This is a genomic window from Kitasatospora sp. NPDC048715 (assembly GCF_043198905.1).
In the GTDB taxonomy this organism is placed as follows: domain Bacteria; phylum Actinomycetota; class Actinomycetes; order Streptomycetales; family Streptomycetaceae; genus Kitasatospora; species Kitasatospora lactacystinica.
Window position 1 is genome coordinate 30,509 of the sequence record NZ_JBICVH010000021.1, and the last position, 18,047, is coordinate 48,555.

At 73.9% G+C, this 18,047-nt stretch carries 18 protein-coding genes; 9 read left to right on the forward strand and 9 right to left on the reverse strand.

The features are described 5' to 3' along the window. Positions 1-15: 15 nt before the first annotated feature. A complete protein-coding gene (locus tag ACGFSC_RS33730) occupies positions 16-372 on the reverse strand; it encodes a VOC family protein (RefSeq protein WP_359905167.1) in 357 nt (118 codons plus the stop codon). 113 nt (positions 373-485) lie between these two features. Here ACGFSC_RS33730 and ACGFSC_RS33735 point away from each other — a divergent pair, with 113 nt between their 5' ends. Continuing rightward, positions 486-1,286 (forward strand): helix-turn-helix transcriptional regulator, encoded by an 801-nt coding sequence (locus tag ACGFSC_RS33735; protein ID WP_359905164.1) that lies wholly within the window; start codon positions 486-488, stop codon positions 1,284-1,286. Positions 1,287-1,301: 15 nt separating this feature from the next. Here the strand turns inward: ACGFSC_RS33735 and ACGFSC_RS33740 are convergent, their stop codons facing one another. Next, positions 1,302-1,727, reverse strand: a complete 426-nt coding sequence (locus ACGFSC_RS33740; RefSeq protein WP_359905161.1) for a CBS domain-containing protein — start codon at positions 1,725-1,727, stop codon at positions 1,302-1,304. A 280-nt stretch (positions 1,728-2,007) separates the two neighbouring features. Here ACGFSC_RS33740 and ACGFSC_RS33745 point away from each other — a divergent pair, with 280 nt between their 5' ends. Together ACGFSC_RS33745 and ACGFSC_RS33750 are read left to right on the forward strand one after the other, a co-directional pair. Then, entirely contained in the window at positions 2,008-2,493 is a 486-nt protein-coding gene (locus ACGFSC_RS33745; RefSeq protein WP_392864477.1) for a DUF5994 family protein, read from the forward strand. Between the two features lie 165 nt (positions 2,494-2,658). Then, positions 2,659-3,096 (forward strand): SRPBCC domain-containing protein, encoded by a 438-nt coding sequence (locus ACGFSC_RS33750; RefSeq protein ID WP_359905155.1) that lies wholly within the window; start codon positions 2,659-2,661, stop codon positions 3,094-3,096. Positions 3,097-3,187: 91 nt separating this feature from the next. On the opposite strand, the gene ACGFSC_RS33755 is transcribed toward ACGFSC_RS33750, so the two are convergent. Next, the gene (locus ACGFSC_RS33755) at positions 3,188-3,574 is read right to left on the reverse strand and encodes a VOC family protein (RefSeq protein WP_359905153.1); all 387 of its coding nucleotides are present in this window, start codon (positions 3,572-3,574) and stop codon (positions 3,188-3,190) included. A gap of 129 nt (positions 3,575-3,703) precedes the next feature. Between ACGFSC_RS33755 and ACGFSC_RS33760 the strand changes: the two genes are divergently transcribed. Next, positions 3,704-4,627, forward strand: a complete 924-nt coding sequence (locus ACGFSC_RS33760) for a LysR family transcriptional regulator (RefSeq protein WP_359905151.1) — start codon at positions 3,704-3,706, stop codon at positions 4,625-4,627. 48 nt (positions 4,628-4,675) lie between these two features. Here the strand turns inward: ACGFSC_RS33760 and ACGFSC_RS33765 are convergent, their stop codons facing one another. Then, positions 4,676-5,512: a helix-turn-helix transcriptional regulator gene (locus tag ACGFSC_RS33765; protein ID WP_359905148.1), complete on the reverse strand. Its 837-nt coding sequence runs from the start codon at positions 5,510-5,512 to the stop codon at positions 4,676-4,678. A 101-nt stretch (positions 5,513-5,613) separates the two neighbouring features. Between ACGFSC_RS33765 and ACGFSC_RS33770 the strand changes: the two genes are divergently transcribed. After that, complete coding sequence (locus ACGFSC_RS33770; RefSeq protein WP_359905145.1) at positions 5,614-6,210, forward strand: NAD(P)H-dependent oxidoreductase; 597 nt, start codon at positions 5,614-5,616, stop codon at positions 6,208-6,210. An 83-nt stretch (positions 6,211-6,293) separates the two neighbouring features. On the opposite strand, the gene ACGFSC_RS33775 is transcribed toward ACGFSC_RS33770, so the two are convergent. The 5 genes from ACGFSC_RS33775 to ACGFSC_RS33795 form a co-directional block, all read right to left on the reverse strand. Continuing rightward, complete coding sequence (locus ACGFSC_RS33775; protein ID WP_359905142.1) at positions 6,294-6,854, reverse strand: hypothetical protein; 561 nt, start codon at positions 6,852-6,854, stop codon at positions 6,294-6,296. 214 nt (positions 6,855-7,068) lie between these two features. Next, positions 7,069-8,610 carry a prolyl oligopeptidase family serine peptidase gene (locus ACGFSC_RS33780; RefSeq protein ID WP_359905139.1) on the reverse strand — a complete coding sequence of 514 codons (1,542 nt, stop codon included), beginning with the start codon at positions 8,608-8,610 and terminating at the stop codon, positions 7,069-7,071. A gap of 159 nt (positions 8,611-8,769) precedes the next feature. Continuing rightward, positions 8,770-9,660 carry a hypothetical protein gene (locus tag ACGFSC_RS33785; protein ID WP_359905136.1) on the reverse strand — a complete coding sequence of 297 codons (891 nt, stop codon included), beginning with the start codon at positions 9,658-9,660 and terminating at the stop codon, positions 8,770-8,772. 371 nt (positions 9,661-10,031) lie between these two features. Then, positions 10,032-10,970: a metallophosphoesterase gene (locus ACGFSC_RS33790; protein WP_392864479.1), complete on the reverse strand. Its 939-nt coding sequence runs from the start codon at positions 10,968-10,970 to the stop codon at positions 10,032-10,034. Between the two features lie 685 nt (positions 10,971-11,655). After that, positions 11,656-12,813: a LacI family DNA-binding transcriptional regulator gene (locus ACGFSC_RS33795; protein WP_359905133.1), complete on the reverse strand. Its 1,158-nt coding sequence runs from the start codon at positions 12,811-12,813 to the stop codon at positions 11,656-11,658. 340 nt (positions 12,814-13,153) lie between these two features. On the opposite strand from ACGFSC_RS33795, the gene hisC reads away from it, so the two are divergent. The 4 genes from hisC (at position 13,154) to ACGFSC_RS33815 (ending at position 18,046) form a co-directional block, all read left to right on the forward strand. Next, positions 13,154-14,233 carry a histidinol-phosphate transaminase gene (gene hisC, locus ACGFSC_RS33800; RefSeq protein ID WP_359905131.1) on the forward strand — a complete coding sequence of 360 codons (1,080 nt, stop codon included), beginning with the start codon at positions 13,154-13,156 and terminating at the stop codon, positions 14,231-14,233. A 380-nt stretch (positions 14,234-14,613) separates the two neighbouring features. After that, the gene (locus tag ACGFSC_RS33805) at positions 14,614-16,005 is read left to right on the forward strand and encodes a biotin/lipoyl-binding protein (RefSeq protein WP_359905128.1); all 1,392 of its coding nucleotides are present in this window, start codon (positions 14,614-14,616) and stop codon (positions 16,003-16,005) included. An 8-nt stretch (positions 16,006-16,013) separates the two neighbouring features. Beyond that, positions 16,014-16,838 carry an ABC transporter ATP-binding protein gene (locus ACGFSC_RS33810; protein WP_359905125.1) on the forward strand — a complete coding sequence of 275 codons (825 nt, stop codon included), beginning with the start codon at positions 16,014-16,016 and terminating at the stop codon, positions 16,836-16,838. Then, positions 16,835-18,046: an ABC transporter permease gene (locus ACGFSC_RS33815; protein ID WP_359905123.1), complete on the forward strand. Its 1,212-nt coding sequence runs from the start codon at positions 16,835-16,837 to the stop codon at positions 18,044-18,046. Before ACGFSC_RS33810 ends, ACGFSC_RS33815 begins: the two co-directional genes overlap by 4 nt. The last annotated feature ends 1 nt before the right edge of the window (position 18,047 follow it).

The window sequence follows — 18,047 nt, forward strand, 5'->3', positions numbered from 1 at the left end:
GTGATCGACTCCTCGTCAGGCCGAAGCGATGCAGAACGGGTGGCCCTCGGGGTCGGCGAGAACGGTCCACTCGCCTTCGCCGGGCTGGAACTCCGGCTTGGTCGCCCCCGCCGAGAGCAGCTCCTTCACCGTGACCTCGGGATCGGCCACCGTGAAGTCGAGATGGGCGTGCTTCGCGGCGTCGGGCCAGCCGGGCCCCCGGTAGCCGGCGACCCGCTGGAAGGCCAACCGGACCGGCCCCCTGCCGAGTTGGACGAAGTCGTCGTCGGCCTGCCCGAGGTCCCAGCCGGTGACCTTGCGGTAGAACTCGGCGAGGGCCCGGGGATCGGCGCAGTCGATGGTGATCGCGGTGAGCTCCGCGTGAACGGCCATGGATGGCTCCCTTCGTGTCATCACGTGAGCCCCAGCATCCGGGGCAATGGCGCCGGAGGTCTTGAAGATCCTTGCGGGCCGTTCTGTCGTACCCGGCGGATACCGTTCGCGGCATGCTGTCCGCATCGACCCTCGCCGCCCGGCCGGAGTTCACCGTGGCCGTGGTGGGGTGCCGCTCCGACCACGCCCGGTGGTCGCAGCCGGAGACCCGCGACGACCACCGCCTGGTGCTGGTGCGACGCGGCAGGTTCCGACGGTCGGCCGACGGCGCCGACATCGATCTGGACCGGACCACGGCCTACTTGGGCGCGCCCGGCGAACAGGAGCGCTTCGCCCATCCGGCCGGCGGCGACGTCTGCACGTCGGTCAGCTTCGAGCCCTCCCTCCTCGGGCGCCCGCCCGCCGCGACGACGGTGTATGTCGACGCGCGCGTCGATCTCGCCCACCGCCGTCTGGTGGCCGCCGCGGCCACCGGCGACATCGACTACGCGCTGGCGGAGGAACTGCTCCGCCTCGTCGCGGCCGCGGCCGGTGAGCCGACCTTCCGCTCCCGGCCGGCCGACCGGGCGCTGGCCGCCGCGGCGCGCGGGGCGATCATCGAAGAGGCCCCGGAGGCCGGAGGGCTCTGCGCACTGGCCGCGCTGCTGGAGGTGTCGCCCTACCGACTGAGCCGGGTGTTCTCCAGGGAGACGGGCGTCTCGCTGACCCGCTACCGAAACCGCGTGCGCGTCACCCGGGCCATGGACCGGATCGCCGAGGGCGAACCCAGCCTCGCCGCCCTGGCAGCACAGCTCGGCTTCGCCGACCAGGCGCACCTGACCCGCATCGTCCGCGAGCACGTGGGACACACACCGACGGTGCTGCGTCGGCTGCTTGCCCCGGTTCGCGCCCGCCATGAGCCGACGGGCCGATGAACATGCCGCCGTGGGTCACGCGGGCTCGGCGGCGAGCAGGTCGGTGGTGCGGTCCGCGGTGAGCACGCCGAGGATGTAGCCGTCCTCGTCGACGACGGGCCAGACCGCCAGGTGCTTGATCCGCATGGCGATCGCGGCCAGGGTCAGGCCCATGGTCGGCCAGGCGAACGGGCCGCGCTGGTGGGTGGTGGCGCTGATGGCGGTCCGCTCGGTGTACCAGGAGCGGGTGAGGAACGGGTGGAGTCCGGTGCGGGTGACCAGCCCTTCGCACCGGCCGTCGTGGCCGCGCACGAGGAGGTAGTCCAGGTGGGCGCCGCGGAGGATGTCGTCGGCCCGGTCGACGGTGCTGTCGTCGGCTATCTGGTAGTCGCAGGGTTCCATGGCGTCGGCGACCGTGAGGCCGTGGCCGGGCCGGGCGGGCTGGGGCGAGTGAGTGGTCACGGGCGAGTGAGTGGTCACGGCGTTCACCGTTCCCGTCTCCGGCCGCCCGCCGGGGCGGGGTCTGCCGGGCTGTCCTGCACCCAGAACGAAGCCGGAACGGGGACCGGGATACGTGATGCCCTGGATGCCTCCGAGGCTACTCCTGCGGTGGTCGGCCCGGCGGAGGCTACGGCGGAGTAGCGTGGGGAGCAACCGAGGACATTTCGGACACCGGCATCAGCGTCGACGTCGCCCTGGGTCATGACGGGTCCCTCGTGGACCGGACGGGCGGCCTCAGATGATGCCGATCCCCCTTCCCATTCCTTCCTCCCCCGGGCCGTGGACGGTGCCCGGTGCCCCGTTGCTGCCGCGCTTGGAGCTGGAGCCGACGATGTCGCGGGAGGGTGTCTTCGACGGGGCCTGGTGGCCGCGTTCGAACGAGGTCCTCGCCGAACTGCCGGACCTGATCACCGCGCTCGGCGCCCACTTCGGGCGCATCCTGCGGGTCGGCCTCGACACCGAGGCCTGGGACGGTGTGCCCCGGTCCGTCGCCGCGAACGGCCTGATGGTCAGGATCAACTGGTTCGCCGGCAGCGACGGGACGATCAGCGTCACCCGGGGCCTCCAGGACCACTTCCTCCTGCTGGTGGTGCCGCCCGGCACCGACGAGACGACGGCCGCCTCGGCGATGGCCGGAGCCTCCGCGACGGGGAACCACACCCCGGCGGCGGAGCTGCTGCTCGGCCGGCCGGTGGTCGTCGTCGCGCCCGGCCGGGTTCACGGCTGAAGCCGTTCTCCATCGATGGAGAACACCGGTGGGATGAAGTCGTCGATGGAGAACACCGGTGGGATGAAGTCGTCGAAGAATCTTCGCGGGGAGCGATGAGTTTCCGGGACGCCCGGGGTCTACCCCTGTGCAAGCGACGGACGTGACCACGGAGGAGATCCCGAGATGACCGAGAACCTGGGCGAGCTGACCATCACCCGCGAGCTGCCGGGCGCCCCGGCCGCCGCGTTCGAGGCGTACTTCGAGCCGGAGCAGTTCGTCCGCTTCTGGGGTCCGGTCGGCACCCACGTGCCGCTGGAGACCGTGACCGTCGAGGCGAAGGAGGGCGGTCGCTACGACAGCACCATGGTGATCGACGCGACCGGCGACCGGTACCCGCTGAAGGCCGAGATCACCGAGATCCGGGTCGGCGAGTTCTTCGCGATGGTGGAGGAGGGCTCGGGCATGCGCTCCACCCTCACCTTCACCGGGCTCGACGGGGGCGGCACCCGGGTGGTGCTGCACCAGACCGGGGTGCCGGAGATGTTCCGCGGCCCGGAGGCCGAGGCGGGGCTCAACTCCAGTTTCGACCGGCTGGTCGAGCACCTCGCCGGCCGGAACTGACGGGCGCGGCGCTTCCGGCGTGCCCGCCCCGGGCCACCCCCGTGGGCCCGGGGCGGGGGCGCGGTCCGTTGGCCGCGCTGGGGGCGGACGGTCAGTTGGCCGCGTCCTGGGGGTACCAGCGGAGCTCGACGGTGTTGCCGTCCGGGTCCTGGACGTAGACGGAGGTGGCGGTGCCGCGGGCGCCGTAGCGGGGGACGGGGCCCTCCAGGACGGTGAAGGTGCCCGCGTCGATGACCTCCTGCCAGTCGAGGGGCTCGACGGTGAGGCAGAAGTGGTCGACGTTGGACTCGTGCCGGGGGCCGTGGGCCAGGTCGATGATGGTTTCGGCGCTGACCCGGATCGACGGGAAGGACACCTTGCCGGCGCGCCACTCGTCGACGCGGACGGGCTCCAGGCCCAGGAGGCCGGCGTAGAAGGCCAGCGAACGCTCGACGTCGGCGACGTTGAGGACCAGGTGGTCGAAGGCTACGACGCGCATGGGTGATCGGCTCCGCTCGGGTGGGGCTGTCGGGGACGGGTTCAACGATCCTCTCGGCCGCGCGGGTGATCAATGCGCGATCGCCGTAGGATCGTTGAGCCGGATTCAACGATCGAGGGGCGGGGCGGGATGCTGGAGCGGTTGGAGATCGAGGTCTTCCTCGCGCTCGCCGGGGAGCTGCACTTCGGCCGGACCGCGGAGCGGCTGCACCTGACCACCGGGCGGGTCAGCCAGGTGGTGAAGAAGCTGGAGCGCCGGATCGGCGGGCAGTTGTTCGACCGCACTAGCCGGTCGGTCCGACTCACCCCGGTGGGGCGGCAGTTGGCGGACGACCTGGTCCCGGTGGTGGCGGCGATGGAGGCGGCGCTGCGCCGGGCGGAGGACGCGAACCGGGGCGTCACCGGGGAGCTGCGGGTGGCGTTCCTCGGCGAGTGGACGGCGCCGGTGCTGCTCAAGGCGGTCGCGCTGTTCGGCGAGCGGCACCCGGACTGCCGGGTGGACGTGCGGGAGGTGCAGCTCTCCAACTCCCGGGCGAGCCTGGTGGACGGTTCGATCGACGTCCTGATCGCCTCCTACCCGTTCGACGGCATGGCCCGCGGGCCGGTGCTGCTGACCGAGCGGCGGGTCCTGGCGGTGGCGGCCGGGCACCCCTTGGCCGGCGAGCGGTCGGTGTCGCTGGAGGTGCTCGCGGACCATCCGGTGGTGCAGTACCCGGAGGTCACCTCGGCGGGCTTCAAGCGCGACCGCACCCCCGGCCGGACCCCGTCCGGCCGCCCGGTGCCCAAGGGGCCGTCCGGCGGCACCTTCTCCGAGATGCTCAGCCTGGTCGCGATGGGCCGCGGCGTCCTCCCGGTCGGCGAACACTCCCGCCGCTACTACCCGCGCCCGGACGTCGCGTACGTGCCGATCCACGACGCGCCCCCGATCGAGCGCGGCCCGGTCTGGCTGGAGAGCAACACCACCGCCCGGGTCCGCGCCTTCGTCCGGGCGGCCACGGACGCCGTCTCGGAGTCGGCCGACCGGGCGGCGCCGTTGTGCGTGCCGGCGGAGTGACCGCGGCAGGCGGAGTGACCGGTGCCGGCGGGGTGGCCGGTGGGGGTTTCAGGAGATCGCGCGCAGCCGGGGCCGCTCCGGGGCGAGCAGGCGGTCGAGGTGGGCGGCGGTGTCGTCGTCGGCGGGGAGCAGGACGAGGAGCTGCTGGGCGTCGTCGGTGAGGTCCAGGGTCTCGCGGTGGAGCCGGAGTTCGGGGCCGGACGGGTGGCGGAGGCGGAGCGGGCCCCGGCGGGGGACGAGGTGGTTGCCGATCCGGCGGGTGAACTCGGGGCCGGCGAGCGGGGCGAGTTCGGTGCTGAGCCATTCGGCGGACTCGACCGAGGGCCCGAGCCAGATGTCGAAGGCCTGTTCGTCGGCGATGTCGTCCCAGTCGGCGAACAGGGTGCGGGCGCGCGGGTCGGTGAAGACGTAGCGGGTGAGGTTCGGGGCCGGGGCGTCGAGCAGTCCGGCCGCGCCGAGGACGGCCGCGTAGCCGCTGGTGTGGGCGAGGACGTCGCCGAGGCGGTTGGTGACGGCGGCGATGCCCGGTTCGAGCAGGCGCAGGGTCTCGCGGACGGTGGGGCGCAGCTCGCGCGGGGCGGGGGCGGGTCTGGCGTGGCCGGTGCACGCGCCGCCGGTGATCTTGGTGAGGTAGCGGATGTGGTTGCGTTCGGCGGGGTCGAGACTGAGGGCGTCGGCGAGCGCGTTGACCACGGCGGTGGAGGGGTTGCGGTCGCGGCCCTGCTCCAGCCGGGTCAGGTACTCGACGCTGATGCCGGCCCGGACGGCCAGGTCGGAGCGGCGCAGGCCGGGCGAGCGGCGGCGGCCGTGGTCGGGCAGGCCCAGCGTCTCCGGCTGGATGCTGTCGCGCTTGGCGCGGATGAAGTCCCCCAGTGGTGTGCCCATGTGGCGAGCGTACGGTTGATCGTCGCGCGGAGGGTGGCCCTGCGGGGGCCAGCCTGGGCACGGCCTGGTTGCGGCCGCTCGGCGGGCGGAGAGTGGTCGCCATGGAGACGAACACGCACAAGCTGGTGATCATCCTCGGCAGCGTCCGGGAGGGCCGGTTCGGCCCGGTGGTGTCCTCGTGGGTGGCCGAGCAGGCCGCCTCCCACGGCGGCTTCGAGGTCGAGACGGTGGACCTCGCCGAGGTCGATCTGCCGCTCGAACTTCCCGCCGCCTCACCGAAGTTCGCGGGTGACGGTTATCCGCGTCCGGCCGGGATGGCGAAGCTGACCGAGGCCCTGGAGGGCGCCGACGCCTTCGTCGTCGTCACGCCGGAGTACAACCACAGCTACCCGGCCTCGCTGAAGGCCGCGATCGACTGGCACTTCACCCAGTGGACGGCCAAGCCGGTCGCCTTCGTCAGCTACGGCGGCGCGGCCGGCGGCCGGCACGCCGTGCTGCACCTGGAGAACGTGCTGACCGAGCTGCACGCGGTGACCATCCGGGACGGCCTGGCCTTCCCGAACTACTTCACCGCCTGGGCGGACGGCCGCCCGAACGACCCGCAGGCGCCCGGCTACGCCAAGGTCCTGCTCGACCAGCTGTCCTGGTGGGCGGGCGCGTTGAAGAACGCGCGGGCCGCCGCGCCGTACCCGGCATGACCGGAACGGGGAAGCGGCCGGAACGGGGAAGGAGGCGGAACGGGGAAAGGTAGCAAGGAAGGTGCCGGAGCGGGGAAGGAGCCTCAACCCGCCCTGCGCCGACGGTAGTAGTGCACGGTGAGCACGGCGAGCAGCGGTCCCCAGGCGGCCAGCGGAAGGTAGCCGGCCCAGAACACGACCGTCTGCCAGCCGTGCGTGATGATCCCGTCCTTGTCGCCCCGGATGGTCAGGCCGAGCGAGAACATCACCATCGCGTACGGGAAGACCATCAGCGCCGCCGAGCCCAGCCCGGCCGGGACCACGGCGGCGAGCACCGGGACCGGGCGGCCGCCGAGGACGGGGATCCAGCGCGGCCACACCTCGCCCCAGCGGGCGACCAGTCCGAAGCAGAGGAGCGCCAGTGCCTCGCTGACCACGCTGAGCGCGAGGATGTACGCCCAGCCGCCGTCGAACGAGGCCGGGTCCTGCTCCGGGGGCGTCGGGCCGTGGTCGAGCAGCGGCAGCCCGAGGATGAAGCCGCCGATCCGCCAGAGGCAGGAGGGCAGGACCGCCAGGGTGATCGCGTAGCCGGTCCGGACCGCCCAGCGGGGTACGCCCGGTGCCGGTGTGCCGTGCAGTCGTGCCGCGATCGTCCGTGCGCCCATGGTTCCGCCTCCGGCCCGGGCGGACGCCGTCCGTCCGCCACCGGCTCCGACCCTCCCGGAGTGCGCGGGCGGTGGCGTCCTCACCCGGGCTGAAACCGGGCGGGCCCGCTCCCCCGGGCGGGGGAGCGGGCGGTCGCCGCGGTGGGAGGCCACGGGGGCAGGAGGTCGCCGCGGTCAGGGGGCCACGGCGGTAGGAGGCCACCGCGGTGACGGGTCAGGGCAGCAACAGCCCCCAGGACAGGGCCCAGGGCAGGAAGACCACCCCGGCCAGCAGCAGGGCGCCCAGCCGGACCCGGTCGGCCGCCGGGGCGGCGGCCAGGGCGGCCCGCTCCCGCCGGGCGCCGGCCGCGGCGACGGCGGCCGACCCGAGCGCGAACAGCGCGAGCAACTGGACGGCCAGCCAGACCACCGGGCGGCCGAACAGGACCGGGCCGGGGAACATCGCGGCGGTGACCGTCAGGAGGAGCAGGTACCCGAGGGCGCCCAGGAGGGCGGCCGTCCCGGTGAGGGCGGCCCAGCGGGCGGCCCGGGGCAGGACGGCGGGGCGCGGCCGGCGGCGCAGGCGGCGGGCGGCGCCGGTCAGCGCGTAGCCCGCGAAGCCGGTCAGGCACAGCAGGGTGGCGACGGCCTCGACCCAGGTGGACTCGTACCAGGGGAGCGGATCGAGCGCGCGGCTGCGGGTGTCCTGCTGCGGGGCCGGGTCGGCGGAGGCGGTGGGCAGGCCGGTGGCGAGCCGCTGGATCCAGGCGGACTCGGCCTCGGCGTAGTCCGCCGGGAGCCGGTCGGGCCGGTCGTAGCCGTCGTCCGCGGTGAGGTGCAGGTTGTGCCGGACGTCGGGGACGGTCCGCAGCGTGTAGTGGGTGTTGCCGCCGCGGTCGAGGGCCCGGCGGATGATCGTCGCGCTCTCCTCGGGGGCGGCCTCGCGGTCGAGGGTGCCCCACTCGGCCAGGACCGGCTGCCGGACCCGCTCCCACGCCGGCACCGGATCGTAGTCGGCCTGCGGGAAGAGTCCGGCGGCGGTGAGCTGCCGGACGGAGGTGTCCGAGAGCGCGTCGATCAGCGAGCCGTGGACGCCCGCGTGGCGCAGGTAGCCCCGGTACGCCCAGGCCTGTTGGCGAGCGGGGGTGAGGCCGACCGCGCCGACGGCGACCAGGTACGTAGCCTCGGTGGAGCGGGTGGCGGCGAGCGAGGCCACCCAGGCGCCCTCGGACAGGCCCCACAGGCCGACCCGGTCCGGCGCGACCTCCGGCCGGGCGCGCAGCAGCCGGACGGCGGCCAGGGCGTCCTCGGCCAGCTGCCCGTAGTCCCGGTGGGTCATCGAGTAGCCGTCGGTGCGCTTGTCGAAGACCAGCGTGGTGACGCCGTGCCGGGCGTACGCCTCGGCGGCGGCCCGCAGTTCGGCCAGCGGGCCCGGCCCGGCCCCGGGGACCATGACCAGCCCGGGGCCGCGGGTGCCGGCCGTCGCGGCGGGGGCGGCCAGCAGCAGGCCGTGCAGGACGGTGCCGCCGGCGCCGGTGAAGTCGACCGGGCTGGCGACCGGATCGCCCGTCGCCGACGTGGCGTTCGCCGACGTGGTGTTCGCGGGCGTGGTGTTCGCGGGTGTGGCTCTCGCGGGTGTGGTGCTCCCTGCCGTGCCGCTCACGGCCGCGGCGCCCGCCGGTCCGCCGGTGAGGAGCAGCCCCGGCAGGGCCGCGAGCAAGGCGGTGAGCAGCAGCGCCGCTCCGGTGCGTGCTGGTCGGACGGGTCCGGTGCTCATCGCCGCTCTCCCCCGGTCGTTCTCCTCTTGTGGGTTCCAGCCTGGCGGGCGGCGGAGCCCGGGGCGATGGTGGTCGCACCCGGACCGGGGGTGGGGATGTCCCCCGGAAGCGTCCCTGGAACCCCGGGCACCCCGGGCAGCCGGGGCGTCGCGGAGGGCTCAGCGGACCTCGTCGGGCCCGGTGAAGTCGGGCGGTGTGTACCCGGGGCCGGTGAAGTCGGGCGGGGTGAAGGCGGCCGGGCGGGTCGTGCGGCCCCGGGGGTCGGTCAGCCCCTCGGGGCCGGGGCTGGTGAACGCGGGCGAGGTGTAGCCGGGGCTGCTGAAGTCGGGGCCCTCGTAGCCCGGGCCGTCGTGGTCGGGGCTCTCGTGGTCGGGGTCGTCGTGGTCGGGCCGGGTCGCCGGGCCGGGCACCGGCGGCAGCGCGTCGAGCAGGTACGGGAGGATTCCGCGCTCGCGCAGCGCGCCGCGCCACTCGCGGTGGGCGTCGCCGAGTTCGGCGGCGAGCTCCGGGTCGGTGCCGGCCGGGGCGGTCGCGGCGCCTTCGCGCAGGGCGGTGAGCAGCAGCCCGATGACGCCGATGGCCATCGCGGCGACCCCGGCGGCGAGGGCCACCCACCCGGCCGTGACCAGGGAGCGGGCGAGGGCGGGGTTCGGACCGGAGGCGCGCAGCAGGTAGCCGATCAGCAGCAGGAACAGGGCGGCGGCCCAGGCCAGGATCGGGGTGAGCACGGTGAGGACGGGGAACAGTCCGGCGCCGCCGCCCCCGGAGCGCAGCTGGCTGAGCAGCCCGGGGGCGGCCGGTTCGCTGCCGGGCGGCGGCGGGGGCGTGCTGTGCAGGCTCTCGCGCAGCCGGGTGTAGTGGGTGTACTCGGTGGCGGCCGCGGCGTTGACGCGGTCGGCGTCGCGCAGGGCGCGGATGCGCAGCTGGTCGGTGGTGAGCGCGCCGGGTGCACGCAGGGCGGTGAGGACGGTGCGGTCGCGCAGGGCTTCCGTGAGGAGGCGCTCGTACTCCGGGCGGTCCTCGGCGAGCAGTGGCGGGGGGTTGGACATGGGGACCCCGTTCGTGCGGACCCCGTTCGCTCCGCCCCGGGGGCGCGCGGCCCTCAGGACGCCGAAACGGGCGCGGAGGCGGGCCGCCGGACGGGCGGCCGGGTGTGGTGTGCCTCATGGTAGGGGCGGGCGCGCCCGGGCTGACAGTCGGTTTCCGGAATTTCGCGCCCCGGGACGCGCGCGTGCGACCGCCCGAGCGCCGGGAACAACTGTTCTACGGCGATGGTCGGTTGACGATCGGTCGGCAGCCGGAGGGCGATCCGGTCGGCAGTCGGCAGTCGGCAGCCGGAGGGCGATCCGGCCGGCGGCCTGCGAGCGCTCCGTGCGAGCGCTCCGTGCGAGCGCTCCGGCCGAGGGAGCGGCCGCGCGCCTCAGCCGATGGGCAGCCGGGCGACCAGCAGCCGCCCCTCCATGGTGACGCCGCCGTCCATCGCCACCGCGAGGTCGTCCGCGTACACGTACGGCCCGGGGATGTGCGGCGGCTGGCCGTCGTCGTTGTGCACCGCGCCGGTGAGGTACGGGATGGGGCTGTGCCCGTGCACGATCCGGCTGCCGCCGTAGGTGTCCAGCAGCTCGTGGACGGCCATCGGGCCGGCGTCGCCGCGGAAGGCGAACCGCTTGGTGAAGCGGCGGAAGCAGTCCCACCACTCGTCCACGCTGCCGTCGGCGAGCAGGCCGTGCACCGCGTCGTTGACGTCGGGGATGGACTCGCCGTACTCCAGGTACGCGGTGGTGTCGGAGTGCAGCAGCAGGTGGCCGTCCTCGACGGCCATGGCGGGCAGCCGGGAGAGCCAGCTGATGTGGTGCGCCTCCAGCCGGTCCAGGTCGCTCTGCTGGCCGCCGTTGAGCCGCCAGGCGGCGAGGAAGGAGGCGGTGCCGGCGGTGGACTGGACGGGCTCGTCGCCGTACTTGGCGGCGCCGAGGAAGAGCAGTTCGTGGTTGCCCATCAGGGCGCGGCAGTAGCCGCCGGCCGCGGCGGCCTCGGCGGCCAGCTGCATGACCAGGTCGATGACGCCGATGCCGTCGGGGCCGCGGTCGGTGAAGTCGCCGAGGAACCAGATCCGGGCGCGGCCGGCCGACCAGTGGCCGTCGGCGTCGATCAGGCCCTGGCCGTGCAGCGCGGCGCGCAGCTCCTCCAGGTAGCCGTGCACGTCGCCGACGACGTAGACCGGGCCGGGGGGCTCGCCGGGGCCGGGGGCCGGGTACGGGTAGGTGGGCGCGGCGGGGTCGGGCAGCGGCGGGCCGAGTTCGATGGTCGGCGGGTCGTCGCGGCCGTCGAGCCCGAGTGCGGGGGAGGACTGGTCGGGCAGGGTGGGTTCGTAGCCGGCCTGGTCCCGGCCGTCGTAGCCGCCCGGCTCGCGCGCGTCGTAGCCGGTCCGGTCCTGGCCGTCGTAGCCGGCCTGCTCCCGGCTCTCGTAGCCGCCTTGCTCCCCGCCCGTGTAGCCCGTGCGCTCCTCGTACCCGGGGCCGTCCTCGTAGCCGCCCTGCCCCTGGTGTCCCTGGTGCTCCTGCTGTCCCTGGTGTTCCTGATGTCCCTGCTGCCCCTGGTGCGAGAAGGCCGGGGCCTGGTCCATGCCGATGCCCTGGGCGTGCACGGTGTGGCCCTGGCCGTCGGCGGGCCAGTGCTGCTCCAGGTAGCGGGCTCCGCCGTAGCCGCTGTAAGTCTCCCCGTCGTGGCCCTCCCCCTCGTAGGGTGCGGCGGGGTAGCCGGTGGCGGCGTCGGGTTCGTAATAGGTGCCGTACGGCAGCACGTCGAGGTCCGGCTGGTGGCGGGGGACCGAGTGGGGGTGCTCGGGCCCGGGGAAGCGGTCCTCGGGTGTCATTCGCCCATCATAGGAAGACCACTCTCCCGGCGTCGTCACCTGGTGGGTATCCAATCCTCCGGAGCGTCAGCCGGGCGGTCCCGCAAGGTCCGTTTTGTCCCGGCTCGGCATGGTCTCGTCAGCTGTGGCGGAGCCGCGCGGCCCGGCCTCGGGGCCGCTGCGGCGTGGTGGTCTATACCTCGCCCGGGGCCCGGGGCGGGCTGACGGTGGTGCGCGGACTCCGGCGCTGGGAGGACGCGCGGACGATCAGCTCGGTCGGCATCAGGGTGCCGGGCGGCGGCCCGGTGCCGGCGGTGCGGAACCGCGGCGGGAAGAGCCGGGCGATGTCGACGCCCGTCCCGGAGTCCACGCCCTCGATCGCGTCGATGAGCAGGTTGACCACCGTGGTGCCGATCTTGCGCGGTTTGAGCGAGAGCGTGGTGATCGGCGGCTCGGTGGTCGCGTAGACGTCGCTCTCGCTGCAGCAGACCAGCAGCAGGTCGTCCGGCACCCGCAGGCCGTAGCGGCGCGCGGCGGCCAGCAGGTCGGTGCCGTTGGGGTCGAACAGTCCGTAGACGGCGTCCGGCCGGTCGGGGCGGGCGAGCAGCCGGTCGGCGGCGACGGCGCCGGCGGCCGGGTCGTGCGCCGGGTAGGTCTCGTACACCGGCTCCTGCCCGACCTTGGCGCACCAGCCGAGGTAGGCCTCGGTGGAGAGCCGGGTGTAGGTGTCGGTGCTGGTGCCGGTGAGCAGGCCGATCCGGCGGGCGCCGGCCTCGGACAGGTGGTCGAGGATGCCGAGCACGGCGGCCTCGTGGTCGTTGTCGACCCAGGCGGTGACCGGGCAGTTGCCGGGCTTGCCGTCGCTGACCACCGGCACGCCGGACCGGTACAGCTCGCTCACCAGGGGGTCCTGGTCGGGCGGGTCGATCACCACGGTGCCGTCCAGGGCGATGTTGCCCCAGACGTCGTGGCGGGAGGAGGCGGGCAGCACCACCAGCGCGTAGCCGCGGCCCAGGGCGGCGCTGGTGGCGGCCCGAGCCATCTCGGCGAAGTACGCGAACTCGGTGAAGGTGAACGGCTCTTCACCGTAGGTCGTGACGGTCAGGCCGATCAGGCCGGACCGTCCCGTGCGCAGGGTGCGGGCGGCCGCGGAGGGGCGGTAGCCGAGGCGCTCGGCTACCTCGCGCACCCGGCTGCGGGTCTCGTCGGGCAGGCGGCCCTTTCCGTTCAGCGCATCGGAGACAGTGGTGATCGACACTCCGGCGGCTGCTGCCACATCCCGGATGCCGGCCCGCTCCAGACGCCGTGAGGTGGTGGGACGCCGACCGCTCTGGTTGGCTGCTGCTGTCATGGCGGACCGATCGTATGGCTCCTGACAAGGCTCTGTGACCGGCGCATCGGAAGCCCCCGGAGATACGTTTCTCCAAGAGTGAGCCGGGGTGCGCCCCTTCGATACCCGCCTGAAACCAGGCCTCTTACCTCTGACATGTGCCAAAGGAACCGGGCAGAATGGCTGATCTGCGCCTGTAACCCGACCGGGCATCTCACTCCTACGGGTGAGGGCGGTCGGTATCGTGCAAAGCACCCGACCGGGGAGTCCGGGCGCGTCACGAGGTCCGGGCACGGAGGCGACCCCGTCCGTGGCGGGCGAGCGCACCGGAGAGTTCCGCAACTGGAAACGGAGTACGACCGTGAGCAGTGGTACGTCAGCGCAGGGCCCGCGGCTGCGGCCGACCCTCGACGGCATCCCCACGTACAAGCCCGGCAAGCCGGCCGGCGCCGACGCCTACAAGCTGTCCTCGAACGAGAACCCCTACGAGCCGCTGCCCGGTGTCCTGGAGACCGCGGTCAAGGCGGCCGGTTCGCTCAACCGCTACCCCGACATGGGGGTCACCGAGCTGACCTCGGTGCTGGCCGAGCGCTTCGGGGTGCCCGCCGAGCACATCGCCACCGGCACCGGCTCGGTCGGCATCGCCCAGTCGCTGGTGCTCGCCACGGCCGGCCCGGGCGACGAGGTGGTCTTCGCCTGGCGCTCCTTCGAGGCGTACCCGATCGTCGCCACGGTCTCCGGGGCGACGCCCGTCCCGGTGCCGCTCAAGGCGAACGGCGACCACGACCTGGACGCGATGCTCGCCGCGGTCACTCCGAACACCCGGCTGATCTTCGTCTGCAACCCCAACAACCCCACCGGCAACGTGATCCACCGCGCCGAGCTGGAGCGCTTCCTGGACGCCGTCCCCGGCGACGTCCTGGTCGTGGTGGACGAGGCCTACATCGAGTTCATCCGCGACCCCGAGGTGCCCAACGGCATCGACCTCTACCGGGACCGCCCGAACGTGTGCGTCCTGCGCACCTTCTCCAAGGCGTACGGCCTGGCGGGCCTGCGGGTCGGCTTCGCCATCGCGCACGAGCCGGTGGCGGCCGCGCTGCGCAAGGTCGCCACCCCCTTCGGCGTGAGCCGGATCGCCCAGGACGCCGCCATCGCCTCGCTGCGCGCCGAGGAGGCGCTGCTGGAGCGGGTCGAGGCGCTGGTCGAGGAGCGCACCCGGGTGGTGGCCGGACTGCGCGCCCAGGGCTGGGAGATCCCGGACTCGCAGGCCAACTTCGTCTGGCTCTGGCTCGGCGAGCGTTCGCCGGAGTTCGCCGCCGCGTGCGCCGAGGCCGGCGTGATCGTGCGGCCGTTCCCGGAGGGCGTGCGGGTGTCGATCGGCGAGGCCGAGGGCAACTCGATCTTCCTGTCGGTGGCGGAGGCCTTCCGCAAGTCGCTCTGACGTCCTGTCGGTGATCGCAGGGGCGTGCCGGTTCTCCGGTGCGCCCCTGCGGCGTTCCGCGCCCTTGGGGTGCCCCGTCCCCCCGGGGTGCCCCGTGCCCCCGGCGTGTCCCGGGCCGTGCGGCGTTCCGCGTCGGTGGCCGCGTTCCGCACGGCTGCCGCAGGCCCGGCCCGACTCCGTGAGAACGCCCTCAGAACGTCCTGCCGGATGCCTGGAGGTCGCTGGGAGCCCGCTGGGAGTTCCGCCAACGGCCGCCCACGGGGCGGCCAAGGCGCCCGCACGGGAGGGGCGCTCTGTCCGCAATGCCCGGATCCGGCCGGTCAGGCTTCTCCCAGCCGGCGTCCAGGACGCCGCAAGAGGGCCCCGGGAAGCTGTCCCGCATGAAGGTGCTCCCACGGCGGCGAGGCGCCGTCCTCGTCAATTCCGCGCTCGGCGTGGCCCTGCTGGGCGGTGCCGCCCTGGTGTACGCCACGGTCAGCGGCAGTTCCGGCCCGGCTTCCGCGAAGCCCGTGGCCCGCACCGCGACGGTGTCCAAGGGCACCGTCCTGGCCACCGTGTCCGGATCCGGCACCCTGGTCTCACCGACCGACGCGGCCCAGGACTTCACCACCGGTGGCAGGCTCACCGCGGTCGAGGTCGCGGTCGGGGACGCCGTGAAGAAGGGCCAGGTGCTCGCCACCGTCGACACCACGGCGGCCCAGCAGCAGGTGGACGCGGCCCGGTCCGCGCTCACCACGGCCCAGGCCAACCTCACCAAGGCCCAGGCCGGGGTCACCACCACGACCACCGAGCAACTGCCGGGCGCCACCTCCGCCGCCTCTCCGGGCGCCGGGGCCGGCAGCGGTGGCCGCGGGGCGGGCGGGAGCAGTACGCCCGCCCCGCAGACCACCACCATCACCACCACCAAGGTCGACGACGCGGCCGTGGCCCAGGCCCAGCAGCAGGTCGCCACCGCGCAGACCAACCTCGCCAACGCCCAGGCGGCGCTGACCGGCACCACCCTGACCGCCTCGGTGGACGGCACGGTCGCCTCGGTCTCCGGCAAGGTCGGCGACACCGTCGGGGCCACCGGCTCCGGCTCCTCCTCGTCCTCCTCCACCAAGTCCACGGGCGGCGGCGCGAGTTCGACGTCCGCTCCGAGCGGCTTCATCGTGCTCACCAACCCGGCCGGGATGCAGGTCACCGCGAACTTCTCCGAGCTCGACTCGCTCAAGCTGAAGAAGGGCGAGGCGGCCACCGTCACCCTGAACGCCCAGTCCGACACCAAGCTCAACGCGACCGTCCTGTCGGTCAGTTCGCTGCCCACCGGCAGCGGCTCCGGCGGCGCGGCCGGCTCCGCGGCCGTCCAGTACGCGGCCACGCTCCAGATCACCGGCGACACCAGCACGCTGCGCACCGGCCTGAGCGCCACCGTCCAGGTGATCACCGGCGAGGCCGACAACGCGCTCTCGCTGCCCACCTCCGCCCTGTCCGGCACCGGAACGTCGCGCACCGCGACCCTGGTGCAGCCGGACGGCGCCTCCGAGCGGGTCACCGTCGGCGTCGGGGTCGAGGGTGACAGCACGGTGCAGGTGGTCTCCGGGCTGAAGGAGGGCGACAAGGTCGAACTCCCCACCACCAGCGGCGGCAACGGCTTCCCGAACGCCTCCTTCCCGGGCCTCGGCGGCAACCGGGGCGGGGCCGGCGGAGCCGCGGGCGGCGGGGTCTTCCCGGGCGGTGGCTCCGGCGGCGGTGGCGCCGGCGGCGGGGCCGGTCGCGGCGGCAAGGGCTGAGACCGATCATGCGTCACGTCATCGACAAGCGCGTCCCCGCGCATCCCGTCCCGGTGATCCGGATCCGCCGGCTCACCAAGGCGTACGGGCACGGCGACGCCACCGTGCACGCGCTGCGCGGCCCCGCCGACCCGCAGACCGGCGAGCCGCAGGGCGTCGACCTGGACATCGAGCAGGGCGACTTCGTCGCCGTGATGGGCAGCTCCGGCTCCGGCAAGTCCACCCTGATGAACATCCTCGGCTGCCTGGACGTCCCGACCGCCGGCCGCTACCTGCTGGACGGCACCGACGTCGGACACCTCGACGAGCAGCAGCTCGCACTGGTGCGCAACCGCAAGATCGGCTTCGTCTTCCAGTCCTTCAACCTGGTGCCCCGCACCACCGCCCTCGCCCAGGTCGAGCTGCCGCTCGCCTACGCGGGCGTCCGCACCGCCGAACGGCGCCGCCGGGCGATGGCCGCGCTGTCGCTGGTCGGGCTCGCCGAGCGGGCCGGGCACAAGCCCAACGAGCTCTCCGGCGGCCAGCAGCAGCGCGTCGCGGTGGCGCGGGCGCTGGTGACGGCGCCCGCGATGCTGCTCGCCGACGAGCCGACCGGCAACCTCGACAGCCGCTCGACGGAGGAGGTGCTCGCCCTGATCGACGGGCTCAACGCCACCGGCCGCACGGTCGTGCTGATCACCCACGAGGACGAGGTCGCCCGGCACGCCAAGCGGGTGCTGCGGCTGGTCGACGGGCAGATCGTGAGCGACCTGAGGCAGGCGCCCGTGGAGGGGCCGCCGCCCTTCCTGGACGCGGCGTTCGCGCAGGCCGCGGTCGCGGAGGTGTCGGCGTGATCCTCTGGCAGACGCTCCGCTTCGCGGTCGGCGGCCTGGCCGCCAACAAGGTGCGCTCGGCGCTCACCATGCTCGGGGTGCTGATCGGCGTGGCCTCGGTGATCCTGCTGCTGGCGGTCGGCAACGGCTCGTCCGTGGCGGTCAAGGACTCGATCACCTCGCTCGGCACCAACTCGCTGACGGTCAGCTCCGGTTCGGCGAACGGCGGCTCCCGGGCCACCTCCGCGGTCAAGAAGCTCACGGTCGCCGACGCCAGGGCGCTGGCGAGCGACGGCGGCTCGGGCGCCATCAAGTCGGTCGCCCCGGTGGTCACCACCAGCGGGACGGCGCTGTACGGGAACATCTCGTACAGCCCCGGCTCGATCGTCGGCACCTACCCGTCGTACTTCGAGACCGCCAACCAGAAGGTCGCCCACGGCGAGTACTTCACCGACGACGACGTGCTCGCCTCGCGCAAGGTCGCGGTGCTCGGCGCGACGACCGCCAAGCAGCTGTTCGACACCGAGAACCCGGTCGGCAGGTCCGTCGTCCTCGGCGGCACGCCGTTCACCGTGGTCGGCGTGCTCCAGGCCAAGGGCGGCAGCGGCTTCACCGACCCGGACGACGTGGTCGTCGCCCCGCTCCCGACGGTGCAGAACGCCTTCACCGGCTTCGGCCCGGTCAACCAGATCCTGGTGCAGGCCTCGAACGCCGACAGCACCACGGCGGCCCAGTCCGAGATCACCCGGGTACTGCTCGGCACGCACGCCATCGCCGACCCCGCCAAGGCGGACTTCCGGATCACCAGCCAGGCCTCGCTGCTCACGGCGCGGGAGAGCACCACCAAGACCTTCACCGTGCTGCTCGGCGCGGTGGCGGCGATCTCGCTGCTGGTCGGCGGGATCGGCATCACCAACATCATGCTGGTGACGGTCACCGAGCGGACGCGCGAGATCGGCATCCGCAAGGCGCTCGGCGCGCCGCGCGCGGTCATCCTCGGGCAGTTCCTCACCGAGTCGACGCTGCTGTCGGTGATCGGCGCGGGGTTGGGCGTGGCGGCCGGGATCGCCGGCTCGCACTTCAGCATCGTCGGCATCAAGCCGGTGGTGATCCCCGAATCGGTGCTCGGCGCGTTCGCCATCGCCGTCGCCATCGGGCTGTTCTTCGGCAGCTACCCCGCCAACCGGGCCGCGTCGCTGCGGCCGATCGACGCCCTCCGGCACGAGTAGG

Excerpts from the sequence above, each read along its gene's own strand:
- ACGFSC_RS33730 (WP_359905167.1), bottom strand. The coding sequence starts at position 372 with ATGGCCGTTCACGCGGAGCTCACCGCGATCACCATCGACTGCGCCGAT.
- ACGFSC_RS33735 (WP_359905164.1), top strand. The coding sequence starts at position 486 with ATGCTGTCCGCATCGACCCTCGCCGCCCGGCCGGAGTTCACCGTGGCC.
- ACGFSC_RS33745 (WP_392864477.1), top strand. The coding sequence starts at position 2,008 with ATGCCGATCCCCCTTCCCATTCCTTCCTCCCCCGGGCCGTGGACGGTG.
- ACGFSC_RS33750 (WP_359905155.1), top strand. The coding sequence starts at position 2,659 with ATGACCGAGAACCTGGGCGAGCTGACCATCACCCGCGAGCTGCCGGGC.
- ACGFSC_RS33755 (WP_359905153.1), bottom strand. The coding sequence starts at position 3,574 with ATGCGCGTCGTAGCCTTCGACCACCTGGTCCTCAACGTCGCCGACGTC.
- ACGFSC_RS33760 (WP_359905151.1), top strand. The coding sequence starts at position 3,704 with ATGCTGGAGCGGTTGGAGATCGAGGTCTTCCTCGCGCTCGCCGGGGAG.
- ACGFSC_RS33765 (WP_359905148.1), bottom strand. The coding sequence starts at position 5,512 with ATGGGCACACCACTGGGGGACTTCATCCGCGCCAAGCGCGACAGCATC.
- ACGFSC_RS33770 (WP_359905145.1), top strand. The coding sequence starts at position 5,614 with ATGGAGACGAACACGCACAAGCTGGTGATCATCCTCGGCAGCGTCCGG.
- ACGFSC_RS33775 (WP_359905142.1), bottom strand. The coding sequence starts at position 6,854 with ATGGGCGCACGGACGATCGCGGCACGACTGCACGGCACACCGGCACCG.
- ACGFSC_RS33780 (WP_359905139.1), bottom strand. The coding sequence starts at position 8,610 with ATGAGCACCGGACCCGTCCGACCAGCACGCACCGGAGCGGCGCTGCTG.
- ACGFSC_RS33785 (WP_359905136.1), bottom strand. The coding sequence starts at position 9,660 with ATGTCCAACCCCCCGCCACTGCTCGCCGAGGACCGCCCGGAGTACGAG.
- ACGFSC_RS33795 (WP_359905133.1), bottom strand. The coding sequence starts at position 12,813 with ATGACAGCAGCAGCCAACCAGAGCGGTCGGCGTCCCACCACCTCACGG.
- ACGFSC_RS33805 (WP_359905128.1), top strand. The coding sequence starts at position 14,614 with ATGAAGGTGCTCCCACGGCGGCGAGGCGCCGTCCTCGTCAATTCCGCG.
- ACGFSC_RS33810 (WP_359905125.1), top strand. The coding sequence starts at position 16,014 with ATGCGTCACGTCATCGACAAGCGCGTCCCCGCGCATCCCGTCCCGGTG.